This is a genomic window from Pseudonocardia sp. NPDC046786, assembly GCF_040645415.1.
GTDB classification, from domain to species: domain Bacteria; phylum Actinomycetota; class Actinomycetes; order Mycobacteriales; family Pseudonocardiaceae; genus Pseudonocardia; species Pseudonocardia kongjuensis.
The window spans coordinates 115,107-131,387 of the sequence record NZ_JBEYYF010000007.1; the positions used below are offsets into that span (position 1 = coordinate 115,107).

General features: G+C 72.8%; 17 protein-coding genes. 14 read left to right on the top strand and 3 right to left on the bottom strand.

Annotated elements, in window-relative coordinates; all coding sequences use genetic code 11:
- Window positions 1-118: 118 nt before the first annotated feature.
- The 10 genes from ABZ881_RS11135 to pqqE all read left to right on the top strand — a co-directional run bounded on the left by ABZ881_RS11135 (window position 119) and on the right by pqqE (window position 7,560).
- Entirely contained in the window at window positions 119-328 is a 210-nt protein-coding gene (locus ABZ881_RS11135) for a rubredoxin (protein WP_344026222.1), read from the top strand.
- Between the two features lie 43 nt (window positions 329-371).
- The gene (locus tag ABZ881_RS11140; protein ID WP_358483743.1) at window positions 372-1,109 is read left to right on the top strand and encodes a ribonucleotide-diphosphate reductase subunit beta; all 738 of its coding nucleotides are present in this window, start codon (window positions 372-374) and stop codon (window positions 1,107-1,109) included.
- 610 nt (window positions 1,110-1,719) lie between these two features.
- Window positions 1,720-2,106: a hypothetical protein gene (locus tag ABZ881_RS11145; protein ID WP_358483744.1), complete on the top strand. Its 387-nt coding sequence runs from the start codon at window positions 1,720-1,722 to the stop codon at window positions 2,104-2,106.
- A gap of 46 nt (window positions 2,107-2,152) precedes the next feature.
- Window positions 2,153-2,614 carry an MSMEG_3727 family PQQ-associated protein gene (locus ABZ881_RS11150; protein ID WP_344026226.1) on the top strand — a complete coding sequence of 154 codons (462 nt, stop codon included), beginning with the start codon at window positions 2,153-2,155 and terminating at the stop codon, window positions 2,612-2,614.
- Between the two features lie 14 nt (window positions 2,615-2,628).
- Window positions 2,629-4,317, top strand: coding sequence for a PQQ-dependent dehydrogenase, methanol/ethanol family (locus tag ABZ881_RS11155; protein ID WP_358483746.1), 1,689 nt, complete (start codon window positions 2,629-2,631; stop codon window positions 4,315-4,317).
- A gap of 45 nt (window positions 4,318-4,362) precedes the next feature.
- Window positions 4,363-4,455 carry a pyrroloquinoline quinone precursor peptide PqqA gene (pqqA, locus tag ABZ881_RS11160; protein WP_060712366.1) on the top strand — a complete coding sequence of 31 codons (93 nt, stop codon included), beginning with the start codon at window positions 4,363-4,365 and terminating at the stop codon, window positions 4,453-4,455.
- Window positions 4,456-4,530: 75 nt separating this feature from the next.
- A complete protein-coding gene (gene pqqB / locus ABZ881_RS11165) occupies window positions 4,531-5,436 on the top strand; it encodes a pyrroloquinoline quinone biosynthesis protein PqqB (RefSeq protein ID WP_358483748.1) in 906 nt (301 codons plus the stop codon).
- Window positions 5,437-6,132: a pyrroloquinoline-quinone synthase PqqC gene (gene pqqC / locus ABZ881_RS11170; RefSeq protein ID WP_358483750.1), complete on the top strand. Its 696-nt coding sequence runs from the start codon at window positions 5,437-5,439 to the stop codon at window positions 6,130-6,132.
- The gene (pqqD, locus tag ABZ881_RS11175; protein WP_358483752.1) at window positions 6,119-6,463 is read left to right on the top strand and encodes a pyrroloquinoline quinone biosynthesis peptide chaperone PqqD; all 345 of its coding nucleotides are present in this window, start codon (window positions 6,119-6,121) and stop codon (window positions 6,461-6,463) included. Before pqqC ends, pqqD begins: the two co-directional genes overlap by 14 nt.
- A complete protein-coding gene (gene pqqE, locus ABZ881_RS11180; RefSeq protein ID WP_358483753.1) occupies window positions 6,460-7,560 on the top strand; it encodes a pyrroloquinoline quinone biosynthesis protein PqqE in 1,101 nt (366 codons plus the stop codon). The genes pqqD and pqqE overlap by 4 nt, the downstream gene beginning before the upstream one ends.
- Before the next feature lie 7 nt (window positions 7,561-7,567).
- Here pqqE and ABZ881_RS11185 read toward each other — a convergent pair whose 3' ends face one another.
- The gene (locus ABZ881_RS11185; protein ID WP_344026239.1) at window positions 7,568-8,593 is read right to left on the bottom strand and encodes a sodium:proton exchanger; all 1,026 of its coding nucleotides are present in this window, start codon (window positions 8,591-8,593) and stop codon (window positions 7,568-7,570) included.
- Between the two features lie 249 nt (window positions 8,594-8,842).
- Complete coding sequence (locus ABZ881_RS11190; protein WP_358483755.1) at window positions 8,843-9,469, bottom strand: SMI1/KNR4 family protein; 627 nt, start codon at window positions 9,467-9,469, stop codon at window positions 8,843-8,845.
- Between the two features lie 115 nt (window positions 9,470-9,584).
- Between ABZ881_RS11190 and ABZ881_RS11195 the strand changes: the two genes are divergently transcribed.
- The gene (locus ABZ881_RS11195; RefSeq protein ID WP_344026243.1) at window positions 9,585-9,962 is read left to right on the top strand and encodes an FKBP-type peptidyl-prolyl cis-trans isomerase; all 378 of its coding nucleotides are present in this window, start codon (window positions 9,585-9,587) and stop codon (window positions 9,960-9,962) included.
- Window positions 9,959-10,468 (top strand): YfcE family phosphodiesterase, encoded by a 510-nt coding sequence (locus ABZ881_RS11200; protein WP_358483970.1) that lies wholly within the window; start codon window positions 9,959-9,961, stop codon window positions 10,466-10,468. Before ABZ881_RS11195 ends, ABZ881_RS11200 begins: the two co-directional genes overlap by 4 nt.
- A 170-nt stretch (window positions 10,469-10,638) precedes the next feature.
- Here ABZ881_RS11200 and ABZ881_RS11205 read toward each other — a convergent pair whose 3' ends face one another.
- Window positions 10,639-11,733, bottom strand: a complete 1,095-nt coding sequence (locus ABZ881_RS11205) for a TerC family protein (protein ID WP_358483756.1) — start codon at window positions 11,731-11,733, stop codon at window positions 10,639-10,641.
- Between the two features lie 497 nt (window positions 11,734-12,230).
- On the opposite strand from ABZ881_RS11205, the gene ABZ881_RS11210 reads away from it, so the two are divergent.
- Window positions 12,231-15,338 carry an ATP-binding cassette domain-containing protein gene (locus tag ABZ881_RS11210; protein WP_358483758.1) on the top strand — a complete coding sequence of 1,036 codons (3,108 nt, stop codon included), beginning with the start codon at window positions 12,231-12,233 and terminating at the stop codon, window positions 15,336-15,338.
- Window positions 15,335-16,249, top strand: coding sequence for an ABC transporter permease subunit (locus tag ABZ881_RS11215; RefSeq protein WP_358483760.1), 915 nt, complete (start codon window positions 15,335-15,337; stop codon window positions 16,247-16,249). The genes ABZ881_RS11210 and ABZ881_RS11215 overlap by 4 nt, the downstream gene beginning before the upstream one ends.
- Window positions 16,250-16,281 lie beyond the last annotated feature (32 nt).

Here is a 16,281-nt window from a genome sequence, read left to right on the forward strand (position 1 = left end):
GGAGCCGTGGGAGTCATATGACGACGCTCGAGGATGCCGCCGTGCACCCGCCACCACCCGTCCCCGGCCACCGGGCGAGACCCCGGCCGGGCGAGACCCGGGATCCGGCGGCGTCGGCGTGAGCGTCGGCGCGGCGGAGGCCGCTGCGGAGACCCGGCAGTGGGTCTGCGAGCCCTGCGGGTTCATCTACGACCCGGACGAGGGCGACCCGGACAGCGGCATTCCGCCGGGCACCGCGTTCGAGGACATCCCGGACGACTGGATGTGCCCGATCTGCGGTGCCACCAAGGCGGACTTCCGGCTGCTGGAACCGGGCGAGGACTTCTAGGGAGCGAGGACGCAGCCTCATGATCACCGGATACCAACACTTCGTGACCCTCGCCGACTCGATCCAGTGGGACGAGACGGCGATCGACTACACCACCGACCGGGCGGCCTGGCCGCAGCTCACCGACGACGAGCGCACCCGGGTGCTCGGCCTGCTCGCCGGGTTCTGCATCGCCGAGTTCGCCGTCGCCGGCCAGCTCGGCTCCTACCAGGCCGCGGCGCTGGACGACTCGATGGAGGCCTGCTTCCGGGCCCAGGCCCGGGACGAGGCCCGGCACGCCCGCTTCTTCGACCTGGTGGCCGCCGACGTCGCCGGGATCCCCGGGGACACCCCCGCGCAGCGGCTGGACGCGCTGCGCGACCGGGCGGCGCCCGAGCTCGTCGACCTGTTCGAGGTGCGGCTGCCGGAGACCGCGCGGCAGCTCGCCGATGAGCAGCGGGACCTGACCTCAGCGGTCGGCTTATACCACATGGTGATCGAGGGGGTGGTGCTGCTGGCCGGCCAGCACGCGATGCTCGCGACGCTGGACGGGCTCTCGGCCGGGCTCCCCGGCGTACACAAGGGGATGGAGCTCGTACTGCGCGACGAGCGCTGGCACATCGGGTTCGGCTCGCGCATCGTGCAGAGCGCCGACATCTGCAACGAGCAGGCGGCCGCCATGCTCGAGCAGGGCGAGACCGCCGCGAAGGTCTGGGGCGATCTCATCACCGCCGAGGCGATCGAGACGGCGATGCGCCAGCACCGGCGGCGGCTCAAGGCCGCGGGGATCAAGTTCTGGTGATCACGCGGCACCCGGTTCGGCACCGGCGGCCCGGTCCGGGCGTTCCGCACCGGGCCCGCCCGACCCCGGCACCTCACCAGAAGGTCAGGTGCGCCGACCCCGCCGTGCGCACGTCGGCCGGCGTCGCCCCCGGCCGCGCCGGCCCGCTGCGGACCGGTGCGGCGGCCGGGCCGCCGCCGGCACCGGGCGGGCCCGCCCACTCCCGAATGGGTCACCCGCTCACCTCCGGCCGACCTCGCCGGACACCTCCGGAGAAACACGTGTTTCATTCGACGGGCTGCATCGGCGGAGCACCGGGAATGCCGGACCGCGGCGATCGTGGCACCGGCGACCGACGTACCGGACGCAGTATCCACACCGGACACCGTCGGTTCCGGGACGATCACGAACCGGGCGAAGACCGCACGTCACAGGCTCACGCGGACCCCCGTCCACCGGCGCGCACCCCGGCCGACACCGGCCGCCGGACCATCCCGCGGACACCGGGGGACAATTCCGTGGGCCGCACGCAAAGGTCACACGAATACCATCGGACGCCCTCTCGCGGAGCCAGCTGTAGCTGCGCGAAGAATGAAACGAATTCTGTAGGAAATGCAGCACGAAGGAGTGGATGACGATTTCCGGCGAGCGTCCCCGACATCCACCGAATCAGGTCGACGACACTCTCGCGGACGCGCCGGAGATCCACTGCACGGCGCACCGCCGGCTCCGGCGGGTGACCGGCCGGCAAACCGGCGGGAGCATCAGTATCACCGCGCTGACCTCGACGATCACCGGTAAACTCGGCCCCGTGGAGAGGCACCGGAACATCGGCGCGGGCACGTCCGCGCGCCTCCCGCCGGGCCCGATCGGGCCGCACCACAACGGACCGTTGCACAATCCACCGGGCCTCGGGCGACCACCGGGATTGACCATTCGAGACACCTCCGGAGGGCCCGTGATCTTTCTTGTGAATGAGCGTGCGCCCGGGGTTGACGCCCACCTCGACGCAGTGTGAAAGTGATCACGGCACCGCCGACAATTTCGCTCGGGAGGATATGTCAATGACGACGACCGAAGATCGATCGGCCGAGCTGGCCGCGGCCGGCCTGGACGGCCAGAACAGGACGGCGCTCGGCCGGCTGATCAACACCGGCAGCATCGGGCACGCCGAGGAGGGGACCGACGGCGTGCTGCGGGCGACCATCCGGATCCCGGAGGACGAGCTGCGCTACGAGCCCGCGATCCTCATCCTCCCCCGCGGTGGCGACATCGAGCTGACCCTGATCAACGACGACAAGAACACCCACTGCGCCGTCCTGCCGAGCAACGGTGATCCCAAGTTCATCTGGCTGGTGAACCACGCCAAGGGGATCGCCCGGCTCAACCTCGACGGACCGGGCACCTACTACTACGGATCCCACAGCGGCAACGACGAGGGCCGCGGCCTGACCGGCGCCATCGTCATCGGCGGTGAGGTACCCGACCACGCGAAGCTCGACCGTCCCCCGCAGCCGCGCCCGTAGAACAGGAGCACCAGATGACCGACTACGTCGACGCGGGCGAGGCGATCCCGCACACCCAGCTCAGCGCGGTGAAGGGCATCGCCCCCGCCACCACCAACGTGGACTACGACCGCATCCAGGGCGCCACCTCCGAGCCGCAGAACTGGCTCACCTACTACGGCACCTACGACGGCAAGCGGTACAGCACGCTGGACCAGATCAACAAGGAGAACGTCCGGCGGCTGAGCCCCGCCTGGGTGTTCCAGGCCGGTGCGACGGGCATGCAGTCCGGCGCGTCGACCTACTCGTTCGAGGCGTCCCCGCTGGTCGTCGAGGGCGTCATGTACGTCTCCGGCCCGGACGGCAAGGCCTGGGCGATCGACGCGACGACCGGCGAGGAGCTGTGGCGCTACAAGCACGCCTCGCCGTACGACGTGTCGCTGTGCTGCGGCAACGTCAACCGGGGCCTCGCCGTCGGGCACGGCAAGGTCTACATGTACACCCTCAACGCGCACATCATCGCGCTCGACGCGACCACCGGCGAGAAGGTCTGGGACGTCACCAACGGGGACGTGCGGGCCGGCGAGAGCGGCTCGGTCGCGCCGCTGGTCGTGAAGGACCTGGTGATCGTCGGCAGCGCCGGCGGCGAGTTCGGCGTCCGCGGCCACCTGGACGCCTTCGACGCGCACACCGGCGAGCGGCGCTGGCGCTGCTACACCGTCCCGAAGCCCGGCGAGCCCGGCTCGGAGACCTGGCCGGACGACGGCGAGGCGTGGCAGCGCGGCGGTGCGAACTGCTGGGTCACCCCCACCTACGACCCCGAGCTGGAGCTGCTCTACCAGGGCACCGGCAACCCGGCACCGGACTTCGACGGCGGTGTCCGCCCGGGCGACAACCTCTACACCGACAGCGTCGTCGCGGTGGACGTGAACACCGGCGAGATCCGGTGGCACTACCAGTTCACCCCGCACGACCTGTGGGACTACGACTCCACGATGGAGAACCTGCTCTTCGACGCACCCGACGGGCGCAAGCTGCTCGCGCACGCGGACAAGAACGGGTACTTCTTCGTCCTCGACCGCACGAACGGCGAGCTGGTGCGGGTCTTCCCGTTCGTCGACCGGATCACCTGGGGTGAGATCACCCCGGACGGCAAGGTCACGCCGAAGATCTATCCGGACGAGGAGGGCGTCCCGGTGCACTTCTGGCCGGGACCGGCCGGGGGCAAGGAATGGACGCACATGTCCTACAACCCCCAGACCGGGCTGATCTACGTACCGGTCCAGGAGGTCGGTGCGACCGCCACCCGCCGCCGCCGCGAGTTCAAGGAGTCCATCCCGTACTGGGGCGCGGGCGTCGCGGTGGACATCGAGGACTTCTACGGCTTCGTCGCCGCCATCGATCCGCTCACCGGCGAGGAGAAGTGGCGCTGGAACAACGAGTACCCGATGTGCGCGTCCACCCTCACCACCGCCGGCGGGCTGGTCTTCCAGGGCACGCCGACCGGCGAGTTCGTCGCGCTGGACGCCGACACCGGCGAGAAGCTGTGGTCGTTCCAGTGCGGCAGCGGGCACCACTCGAGCCCCACCCCGTTCAGCGTCGACGGCCGCCAGTACATCGCCGTGCCGACCGGTTGGGGTGGCTGGATCGAGGGGTTCCTGCCCGGTCTGCTCGGCGCCGCGGCGGGTGACGCGCTGTTCTGCTTCGCCCTGCCCGAGGACTGATCCGGCCGCACACTGGTTCCGCAGACCGCACGAGAGGAGGTGAACATGGAGTCCACCACCGAGTGGGAGGCGCCCGAGTTCGAGGAGATCGGCTGCGCACCCGAGGTCACGATGTACATCGCCCGTACCGAGGCGTGACGGGCTGACGCCCAGGGGCGCCGGACCAACGGGTCCGGCGCCCCTGCGGCGTCCGGAGAACGGAGGAGGACTGCGATGCGACTGCGGGTTCTCGGAGCCGCGGCCGGTGGCGGCTTCCCACAGTGGAACTGTGGCTGCCCGGGCTGCCGGGCGGTCCGCGACGGATCGCGGCCCGCGACGCCGCGCACCCAGTCGTCGATCGCGATCAGCCCCGACGGCGACCGTTGGTGGCTGGTCAACGCCTCCCCCGACGTCCGCACCCAGCTGGCCGACACGCCCGCGCTGCACCCCACCGGGGACCGCGGCACGCCCCTGCAGGGGGTGCTCCTCACCGATGCCGAGATCGACCACACGCTGGGGCTGATGCTGCTCCGCGAGGGCGGCGGCGTGCACCTGCACGCGACCGCCGCCACCCACCGCACGCTGCGCGAGGGCACCGGCCTGCTCCCCACCCTGGAACGCTTTTGCCCGGTCATCTGGACCGAGGTCGTCCCCGGGGCGGCCCACGACCTGGGCGGCCTGAGCTACCGCGCGTTCGACGCGCCCACCAGCAAGCACGACCGGTTCGCGCCGTCCGGAGCTGCCGGCACGGCGGGCGCCGGGCGCGTCGTCGGGTACCGGTTCACCGACACCGGCAGCAGCCGGGTCGCGGTGTACCTGCCCGGCGTGCAGGCGCTGACCCCCGAGGTGCTCGACGAGATCGCCGGGGCCGATCTGCTGCTCGTCGACGGCACCACCTGGCACGACGACGAGCTGGTCCGGCTCGGGCTGGCCGCGAAGACCGCCCACGACATGGGCCACCTGCACGTCGGCGGGCCCGGCGGCAGCCTGGACGTGCTCGCCGCACTGGACCTGCCCCGGATCGTCTACGTGCACATCAACAACACCAACCCGATCCTGCTCGAGGACTCCGACGAGCGCGCCGAGGTCGACAAGGCCGGCGTCACGGTGGGCCACGACGGACTGGAACTGGAGGTCTGAGTGACCGCACCCGCTGCATCAGCCGAGCTGGTGGACCGCCTGCGCGCGCACGCCCGCAGCTACCACAGCGCGCACCCGTTCCACGTGCGGATGAACGAGGGCACCCTGTCGCCGGAGCAGATCCGCGGCTGGGTCGCGAACCGGTTCGCCTACCAGGAGGCCATCCCGGTCAAGGACGCGGCGATCCTGTCGAACTGCCCGGACGTCGCGGTCCGGCGGCGCTGGATCCGGCGGATCACCGACCACGACGGCACCGAGGCCGACGGCCCCACCTCCGGCGGCATCGAGGCGTGGCTGCGGCTCGGCGAGGCGTGCGGCCTGACCCGCGAGGAGATCGTCGACCACCGGCACCTGCAGCCCGGTGTGCGGTTCGCGGTCCACGCCTACGTCGACTTCGCCCGCCGGAAGCCGTGGGTGGAGGCGGTCGCGTCGTCGCTGACCGAGCTGTTCGCCCCGGACCTGATGGCCGAGCGGCTCGCCGCTTTCGAGAAGTACTACACCTGGATCGAGCCGGACGGCCTGGAGTACTTCCGCAACCGGCTGCTCCAGGCGCCGCGCGACTCCGAGCACGCCCTCGAGATCGTGGTGGCGCACTGCCGGACCGTGGCCGAGCAGGACGCCGCCGCGGCCGCGCTGTCCTTCAAGTGCGACGTCCTGTGGGCCATCATGGACGGGATCGACCATGCCTACGCGTGACGGGGTCGCCACGGTTCCCGCTCCCCGGCACGGCGAGGGAGGTGCGGCCGAGGTGATCAGCGGTCAGGCACGGCCCCGGCTCGGCCGGTACGTCCGGATGCGGCCGGACCGGCCGACCGGCGGCTGGGTGCTGCTCGGGCCGGAGACCGTCGTCGTGCTGAACCGGACCGGGCACGCGGTGCTGCGGCTGTGCGACGGCGAACGCACCGTCGACCAGATCGTCGCCGCGCTGGTCGAGGGGCACGACGACGCCGACGAGCTCACCGTCGGCGAGCAGGTGCGCGGCTACCTGGGCCGGCTGGCCGACCGGAACCTGGTGGCCTGGGCATGAGCACCGACCGGAGCGCGGCCGCTCCCCGCCCGTTCGGGCTGCTCGCCGAGCTGACCTACCGCTGCCCGCTGGCCTGCGCGTACTGCTCCAACCCGATCGAGCTGGCCCGCTACGACGACGAGCTGGGCACCACGGACTGGCAGCGGGTGTTCACCGAGGCCGCCGATCTCGGCGTCCTGCAGTGCCACCTGTCCGGCGGCGAGCCGCTGCTGCGCCGCGACCTGCCCGAGCTGGTGCGCACCGCGGCCGGGCTCGGGATGTACACGAACCTGGTGACCAGCGCGATGGGGCTGTCCCGGCGGCGGGCCGAGGAGCTGCGCGCAGCCGGGCTGGACCACGTGCAGGTCAGCGTGCAGGCCGACGAGTCGACCACCTCGGACCGGATCGCCGGCATCCCGTCGTTCGAGCGCAAGCTGGAGGCGTGCCGGCTGGTCCGCGAACTGGGCTGGCCGCTGACCGTGAACGTGGTGCTGCACCGGCAGAACATCGACCGGGTCGCGGCGATCCTCGACCTGGTCGAGGGCCTGCAGGCCGACCGGGTGGAGCTGGCCAACACCCAGTACTACGGCTGGGCGTGGAAGAACCGGACGGCTCTGCTGCCCAGCCACGAGCAGATCGACCGGGCCGAGGAGATCGTCGGCGCGGCCCGCGAGCGGCTGGCCGGCCGGATGGAGGTCGTGCACGTGCTGCCCGACTACTACAGCCGGTATCCCAAGCCGTGCATGGGCGGCTGGGCGCAGCGCCAGCTCACCGTCGCCCCGGACGGCGACGCGCTGCCCTGCCCGGCCGCACAGACCCTGCCGCTGCCCCGGGCGTCGGTCCGGGACGCCTCGCTGTCCGAGATCTGGCACTCGGCGCCGCTGTTCACCGCCTACCGCGGGGAGAGCTGGATGCAGGACCCGTGCCGGACCTGCGACCGGCGCGAGATCGACCACGGCGGCTGCCGCTGCCAGGCGTTCCAGCTGACCGGCGATCCGGCGGCCACCGACCCGGTCTGCCACCTCTCCCCCGACCACCACCTGGTCACCGGTGCGGTCGAGGAGGCGAACCGGCCGCTCCCGGTGGACCTGGAGCTGGTGCCCAGGCCGCACCGGTGAGCGGGAATCAGTCGTCGTCGGCCGGGACGACGCCGAACACGACGAAGCTGACGATCCAGTACACGACGTAGGCGAGCAGCAGCACCACGCCGTGCCAGCGGCGCAGGCGCCCGGTCCACAGCGCGTAGGTGGAGAACCCGATCAGCAGCGCCAGCGCCGGTAGGTGCCAGACGAACACGTCGTCGGTCACCTCGATCGCGCCACCGGCCAGCACGATGATCCCGAGCTTGGCGGTCACCGAGAACACCACCGAGCCGATCACGTTGCCGATGCCGATCAGCGGTGCGCCGCGGCGGGCCGGCTCGACGGTGAGGAAGATGTCCTCCAGGGTCAGCACCAGGGTCGCGATGGTCGCGCCGAACACGGTTCCGGCGATGCCGAACTCGTCCAGGATCCCCTCGGTGCCCTCGGTCATCACCCAGGCACCGATGATCAGGCCGACCAGGGACAGGAACGCCAGCCCGAGCAGCGCCCAGCCGGGCAGGTGCCGCTTCGAGGTGATCGGGATGTCGCCGGTGTGCGAGAGGTCGTCGGACGCGGTGCCGCCGCGGACGTGGCCGGCCCGCTCCATGACCTCGCTGTCCCGGAAGACCGGGACCGCCCGGGTCCGTTCGCGCACCGCGACGTAGGCGACGAAGGCCACGAACAACGCGATGAGCAGGATCGCCAGCCCGGCGCCGACCTCACCGACGAACGCCAGCCCCACCAGCACCAGCGGGGACAGCGCGAAGATCACGAGATAGTCCTTGGGCACCTCGACCCGGCAGGGCACCAGCAGCGCGGCCAGCGCGAGCACGACGCCGACCATCGAGACGACGGTGCCGAAGACGACGCCGAGCGCAACCTCCTCCATTCCCTCCAGATTGAGCGCGACACCGAACACCAGATCGTCGAACTCGATTCCGGTGAAGATGACGGCGAGCAGGAAGACCGAGATCGCGAGGCCTCGCGCGGCCCCGACCAGATAGGTGATCAGCTTCTCGGCACTGTAGATCAACAGCGCCGCGCCGGCGGCGAAAATCAGGATCGACATCATCGGCGATCGGGCCCTTTCACGATGCCGGACGCCACCGAACAGCGCGAACGCGCCGGCGGTCACGATCGGCAGTCACTGCACACGAATTGTTCTCTGGGCAGCACGAATCCGGAGTAGCCCGTCCGGGACCCGCGACGCAGTAGATGCTCGCAAACATGTGTTGCAGAGAACAGTGTTGATTTTCGCGGCGCATCGGAGCACGATGCCGGGTTGCCCGAAACGTCCCCGGCGGCCGATTGGCCGCGGTCAGCGCAGGTTGCGGACGTCCCAGAACAGGAACGGATCGCCCGGCCGCGGCGCCGGCGGCGCGGGCAGCGGGGACGCGGCGAGGCGCCGCAGGTAGTCCGCCACGCCGGTGCCGACGAGGCGGCGCTCGTCCTCGTCCGGCCCCGCGACGACCAGCTGGCCGACCGTGCCGCCGGGCTCCGGGACCGTGTCGACAGCGATCGAGTTGCCGCCGCCGTCGGTCGCGAGCGGCCACCAGCCCGGGTCCCAGTAGCGGGCGCGCACCGGGTGGCCCGGCCGGACGGTGATCACGTCGTCGAAGTCCGGGTTCGACTCCCCCGGCCCGACGATCTGCACCCAGTTCCGGTACTCGCGCAGCGCCTGGCCGAGCGGGAGCAGCGCGTACGTGCCGGGGAAGATCGTCGTCGTCACCGGGAGCGGTCCGGAGTCCGGCTGCTGGCCGTCGGACAGCGCGTAGAGCGCGCGCAGCCCGGGCGGGAACGGCCGGCCGAACTCCCGCTCCGCGGCGTCCACCGCGCCGGGCCCGGCGGGCGGCGCGGCCATCGCCGAACCGGGGTAACCGGCCCGGTCCAGGGCGCCCAGCCAGGTCAGCCAGGCATCCCGGACGTCACCGTCGGAATCGCGCACCCGGGCAGCCTGCCACGCCGTGCCCCGCCGCGGCCCGGTGGCGCGGCTCTGGCAGGGTCGCCCCGGACAGCCGACCGACGTCGGAACCGCACCGCACCGCGCCCAGGGAGCAGCCGTGACCGCACCGCAGAAGCCCGCCGTCGAGATCGTCGACGGCCCCCTGCCCACCGACCTGCTCGCCGAGGACATCAGCCTCGGCGACGGCACCGAGGCGAAGCCCGGCGACGCCGTCGCCGTGCACTACGTCGGCGTGTCGCAGTCCACCGGCCGCGAGTTCGACAACTCCTACGACCGCGGCCAGCCGCTGCGCTTCGGCCTCGGCGCCGGCCAGGTCATCTCCGGCTGGGACACCGGCGTCACCGGTATGAAGGTCGGCGGCCGCCGCCGGCTCGTCATCCCGCCGCACCTGGGCTACGGCGAGCGCGGCGCCGGGGGCGTCATCGCGCCCAACGAGACCCTGGTGTTCGTGGTGGACCTGGTGGGCGTGAACTGAGCTCGCTGCTGCTGATCTCCGACACCCACCTCCCGGCCCGGGCGAAGGACCTGCCCGGGCCGGTGTGGGCAGCGGTGGACGCCGCCGACGTCGTCGTGCACGCCGGTGACTGGTGCGCGGTCGACCTGCTCGACCGGCTCGAGGAGCGGGCCGCCCGGCTGGTGGCGTGCTGGGGCAACAACGACGGCGACGAGCTGCGTGCCCGGCTGCCGGAGACGGCCCGGGTCACGATCGACGGCGTCCGCGTCGCCGTCACCCATGAGAGCGGCGCCCGGCAGGGCCGGGAACGCCGCGCGCTCGCCGCGCACCCGGACACCGATCTGCTCGTGTTCGGGCACTCGCACATCCCGTGGGACTCCACCGCCGAGGGTCTGCGCCTGCTGAACCCGGGCTCCCCCACCGACCGGCGGCGGATGCCCACGCACACCTGGATGACGCTGACCCTCGACGGCGGCCGGATCGGCGACGTGGTGCTGCACCACCGGGAACAGCCCCCGCAACGCTGACGCCCGCCGGACGTCAGCGGGCCGGCAGCGCCCCGATCTCGTTGACCGGGTACACCGGGCGTTCGCGCCGCAGCACCCGCGCGACGTCGAGCGAGAGCATCGAGATCGTGCAGAACTCCCCGGCGGCCATGGCGGAACGTTCAGGGTTGCCGGCCGTCCGGCCCGCGGAGCTACTCGCTGCGCGGCGCCGTGACGTGGTGGTCGGCCTGCTCGTCCTCGGCGACCAGCCGGTCCGCCTCCTCCCGGGTGCGGGCCAGCGGCGGCGCGGTGATCGCACCGCCCCGCTCGGCCAGCTCGGGGCGGATCCGGACCGCGACCAGGCTGCTGATCGTGGTGACGGCCAGCACCCCGACGATGACGGCCAGTGACACGCCGATCCCGGTGTCGGGCACCGGCAGCGGCTCGCCGCCGTTGAGGAACGGCAGCTCGTTCTCGTGCAGCGCGTGCAGGGCGAGCTTGGCGCCGATGAAGGCGAGCAGCACCGCCAGCCCGTAGGACAGGAAGACCAGCTTGTTCAGCAGGCCGCCCAGCAGGAAGTACAGCTGGCGCAGCCCCATCAGCGCGAACGCGTTCGCGGTGAACACCAGGTACGGCTCCTGGGTCAGGCCGAAGATCGCCGGGATCGAGTCCAGCGCGAACATGATGTCGGTGACGCCGATCGCGATCATCACGACGAGCATCGGGGTCAGCCAGAGCTTGCCGTCGATCCGCACGGTGGTCCGCGAGCCGTGGTAGTCCTCGGTGACCGGGAAGACGCGGCGGACCAGGCGCAGCACCCTTCCCTCCTGCCACTCCTCCTCGTCGCTGCGGGCGGCCTGCCTGACCAGCGAGAACGCCGTGTAGATCAGGAACGCGGCGAACAGGTAGAACACCCAGCTGAAGCGGTCGATGACCGCGGCGCCCGCGGCGATGAAGATGCTCCGCATGACCAGGGCGATCACGATGCCGACCAGCAGCACCCGGTGCTGGTGGATCACCGGCACCTTGAACGCCGACATGATGATCAGGAAGACGAACAGGTTGTCGACCGAGAGCGAGTACTCGGTCAGGTAGCCGGCGAAGAACTCCCCGGCGTAGCCGCCACCGGCGACCAGCCACACGCCGACGCCGAACGCGACGGCCAGCGCGACGTAGAAGACCACCCAGCGGGTCACCTCGCCGAGGGTCACCGCATGCGGCTTGTGGTCGTTCACGAACAGGTCGAAGCCGATCACCAGCACGAAGCCGGCGATCGTGACCAGCCAGACCCACAGCGGGACGTTCACGTAGTGCCTCCAGGACCAGGGCGTCGTCGAGTGGCCCGAGGTCTCTCCCGCCACGACGCCGCTGTCGGCGTCCGGCGTGGCCGGTGGTGCCGGGGAACGTGCGGGACGCTGCCCGCCGTCACCGTGCTGACGACACCACCGCGAACGGGATACTCCCCTGCGGATCGGGTCGAGTCTGCTCCCCGGTGCGTTGCGTGGCGAGACCGGGTGACCGACGGCACCCCGACGTACCCGATGGATGTCCCCGTCCGTCCGGTTCGTCGGTGTTGTGCCTGCTCCGGCGCGGTCCGGTGTGGTCCGGGGGATGCGCCGGGGTGCCCCCGTGGGTCGGGTCGTGGTCGTACCGCCCGCGCGGTCCTCGCCGGCGCGGTCCTCGCCGGCGCGGTCCTCGCCGGCGCCCGACACCCCGCACCCCACCCGCCGAAGTGATCATGCGGACACCGGTGGGGCCGCGACGGCGGGCCCGACGCGATCTGCGTAGTTTCGAAGAGGTGCACGTGCGCCCCCTCCTCCGCCGGGCCACCCCCGGCCCGCTGATCGCCCTGCTCACCGCGGGCCTGCTGGTCTCGGTCGCGCCGGTCGCCGCAGCGGCGACCGGTGACGACGGCGGGAGCGTCGCCGTCACCGAGGAGCGGGTGGCGGTACCCGCCGGCCCCGGCGAGCCCGGGACGGTGGAGATCGACACCTCCCTCTACCTGCCGGCCTCGGCCTCCGCGGACGCCCCGGCGCCGGCAGTGCTGGTGGCGCACGGCTTCGGCGGCAGCAAGGCCGGTGTCGATCGCGACGCCCGCGAGCTCGCCGACCGCGGTTACGTCGTCCAGACCTGGACGGCGCGCGGCTTCGGCGCATCGGGCGGTGTCATCGGGCTGAACGACCCGGACCGTGAGGTGGCCGACGCGTCCCGGCTGATCGACCGGCTCGCCGAGCGGCCCGAGGTGCAGCGCGACGGCGACGGCGATCCGCGGGTGGGCGTCACCGGCGGCTCCTACGGCGGCGGGCTGGCGTTGCTGCTCGCCGGGTACGACGACCGGGTCGACGCGATCGCCCCGTCGATCACCTGGAACGACCTCGGGCAGTCGCTGTTCCCGAACAACGCGGCACCGGCCGGCGGGCCGCTGCCGGGCACCCCGGCCGCCGCCGCGGACGCACCGGACGGGGTGTTCAAGAGCGGCTGGGCCGGGATGTTCTTCGGCTCCGGCGGCCAGGTCCCCGGCGGTGGTGCGGGGGCGGACGACGCGGGTGACGCCGGTGCGGGCTCGTTCGGCGGCGGCACCGAGGGCCCGGACGGTACAGCAGGCGCAGGCAGCACCGACGGCACCGGCGGCGCCGGCCCGGACGGCGGCGGCGGACTCGGCGCGGGCACGCCCGCCGGCACCGGGGACGCCACGGAATCACCCGGGGACGCAGGCGCGGCAGGCCCGGGCGAGACCGCACCGACCGGCGGCACCGGGTCCGTCCCGGAGCCCGGGGCCGTCCCGCAGCTCCAGCCCGGTCCCACCCTCGGAGCCCAGCTGACCTGCGGCCGCTTCGCGCCGGAGCTGTGCGCCGCCTACTCCGAGGCGGCCCGGACCGGCCGGATCTCTCCCGAGCTGGCCGCGCTGATGGACCGGTCCTCGCCGGCGACCGTCCTCGACCGGATCACCGCCCCGACGCTGCTGGTACAGGGCGAGCAGGACACCCTGTTCGGCCTCGACCAGGCCGACGCCAACGCGCGCGGGATCGCCGCGAACGGCACCCCGGTGTCCGTGCTGTGGTTCGCCGGCGGGCACGACGGCGGCGCCGCCGACTCCGAGGTCCGCGGCCGGATCGGCGACTGGTTCGACGAGCACCTGCGCGGGCTCCCGGCCGCCGAGGGCACCGCCGGATCGCTGGCCGAGGCGCCGTTCGCCTACCAGGTGCGCAGCAACGTCCGGACCAGCGGCGACACGCCAACCGGACGCACCGTCCTCGCCGACGCCTATCCCGGCCTGACCGGCGGCGAGACCCCCACGACCGGGGTGCCGCTGTCCGGCGACGAGCAGCTCGTCGTGCACCCGCCCGGCGGCAACCCGGCCACGATCACCTCGCTGCCGGGCCTCGGATCGGCGCTCGGGTCGCTCGGCTCGGTGGGCTCGTTGTCCGGGCTCGCCACGCCGGGGCAGGCCGCCCGGTTCGTGTCCGAGCCGGTCGCCGAGCCGATGCAGCCGTCCGGTTCCGCCCGGGTCACCGTGCAGGTCGCCCGGGTCCCCGGCCAGCCCGCGCCGCAGACCGCGGTGCTTTTCGGCTCGGTCACCGCGCTGTCCCCGGACGGTCGCAGCACGCTGCTCGGCAACGCGGTCGCCCCGATCCGGGTCGCCGTCCCCGCCGACGGCTCCCCCGTCGAGACGACGGTGACCCTCCCCGGCGTCGTCGCCCCGGTCACCGCGGGCAGCAGGCTGATGGTCCAGCTGTCGACGACCGACCAGGGCTTCGCCTCCGGGACCGATCCGGCCGTCTGGCAGGTCGGGCTGGCCCGCGACCCGGTGCTGTCCGTTCCGGAGGTACCCGGCCGCACCGAGAGCGCCGGCACCGTCCCGCTGTGGCCGGTGCTCGGGACCGCCGGCGTGCTCGCCGCCGCGTTCGTGCTGTGGCTGCTCGCCCGGCGCCCGTTCCGGCACGCCGACCCGGACGCCGCGGCGCCGGATGGCTCGGACCCGCCGCCGCTGGAGGTTCGCGCGCTCGCCAAGACGTACCGCAACGGCTTCCGGGCGGTCTCCGACGTGTCCTTCACCGTCCGGCGCGGCGCCGTGCTCGGCCTGCTCGGGCCGAACGGCGCCGGAAAGACCACCGTGCTGCGGATGCTGATGGGGCTGATCGCGCCGACGTCCGGTGAGATGCGCGCGTTCGGCAGGCCGATCCGGCCCGGCGCCGCGGTGCTGTCCCGGATCGGCGCCTTCGTCGAGGGCCCCGGCTTCCTGCCGCACCTGTCCGGCGCCGACAACCTGCGGCTCTACTGGGAGGCCACCGGCCGCCCGATCGAGCAGGCCCGGATGGCCGAGACGCTGGAGATCGCCGGGCTCGGCGACTCGGTGCACCGCAAGGTCGGCACCTACTCGCAGGGGATGCGGCAGCGGCTGGCGATCGCCCAGGCCATGCTCGGGCTGCCGGAGCTGCTGATCCTCGACGAACCCACCAACGGGCTCGATCCGCCGCAGATCCACGCGATGCGCGAGCTGCTGCGCCGCTACGCCTCCGGCGGGCGGACGGTGCTGGTGTCCAGCCACCTGCTGGGCGAGGTCGAGCAGACCTGCACCGACGTCGTCGTCATGCACCGGGGCACGGTCGTCGCCTCCGGCACGGTCGCCGAGCTGACCGCGGCCGGCGGCGGATCGACGTTCACCGTCGAGCCGGCCGGGCGGGCCACCGAGGTGCTGTCCGGGATGGACGGGGTCAGCGACGTCGTCCCGGGTGAGCAGCCGGACGTGGTGCACGCCCACCTGGCCGACGTGGGCCGGGCCGAGGTGGTGACGGCGCTGGTCGCCGCGGGTGTCGCGGTGAGCGCGGCCGGGCCCCGCGGACGGCTGGAGGACGCGTTCCTCGACCTGGTGGGCCCGGAGGGGCGCGACGTGAGCGGGGGCATGCAGTGACGGACCGGACGGCGACGGACGACGAGCGCCAGCTCTCCACCCGGCGGGGGCACGTCGGTGACCTGGTCGCCGGCGAGGCGGCACCGCCCGCCGTCCCCGGCCGGACGCTGCCGTTGCGCACCGAGCTGGCCCGCCAGCTGGGCCGTCGGCGCACCCAGGTGGTGTTCGGCCTGGTCCTGGCGATGCCGCTGATCCTGCTGGCCGCGTTCTCCCTCGGTGACGACGACGGCCGGGCGTCCGGCCCGAACCTGGTCGACCTGGCGTCGGGCAGCGCCGCGAACTTCGCCGTGTTCACGCTGTTCGCGTCGGCGAGCTTCCTGCTCGTGGTGCTGGTCGCGCTGTTCTTCGGCGACACCGTCGCCTCGGAGGCGTCCTGGTCGTCGCTGCGCTACCTGCTCGCGGTGCCGGTCCCCCGGGCCCGGCTGCTGCGGCAGAAGGCGATCGTCGCCGGTCTGCTGTCGGTGGCGGCGTTGCTGCTGCTGCCGGTGGCGGCGCTGGTGGTCGGCGCGGTCGCCTACGGCACCGGGGACCTGGTGTCCCCGATCGGCGAATCGCTGCCGTTCTGGACAGCGGTCGGCCGGGTCATGCTCGGCTCGGTGTTCCTGATGATCCAGCTCAGCTGGGTGGCCGGGCTGGCGCTGCTGCTGTCGGTGAGCACCGACGCCCCGCTGGGCGCGGTCGGCGGGGCGGTGATGGCGTCGATCGTGTCGCAGATCATCGACCAGATCGAGGACCTCGGGGTGATCCGGAACTTCCTGCCGACGCACTACGGCGACGCCTGGTCGGCGCTGCTCGCGACCGACGTCGACTGGGCCGACATGACCTACGGCGCGTTCTCCGCGGTCTGCTACGCGACGGTGTTCATGGCCGCCGCGGCCTGGCGGTTCACCCGCAAGGACATCACCAGCTGAGACGACGCCGCGCCGGCCCGCCGGCTGCGTCC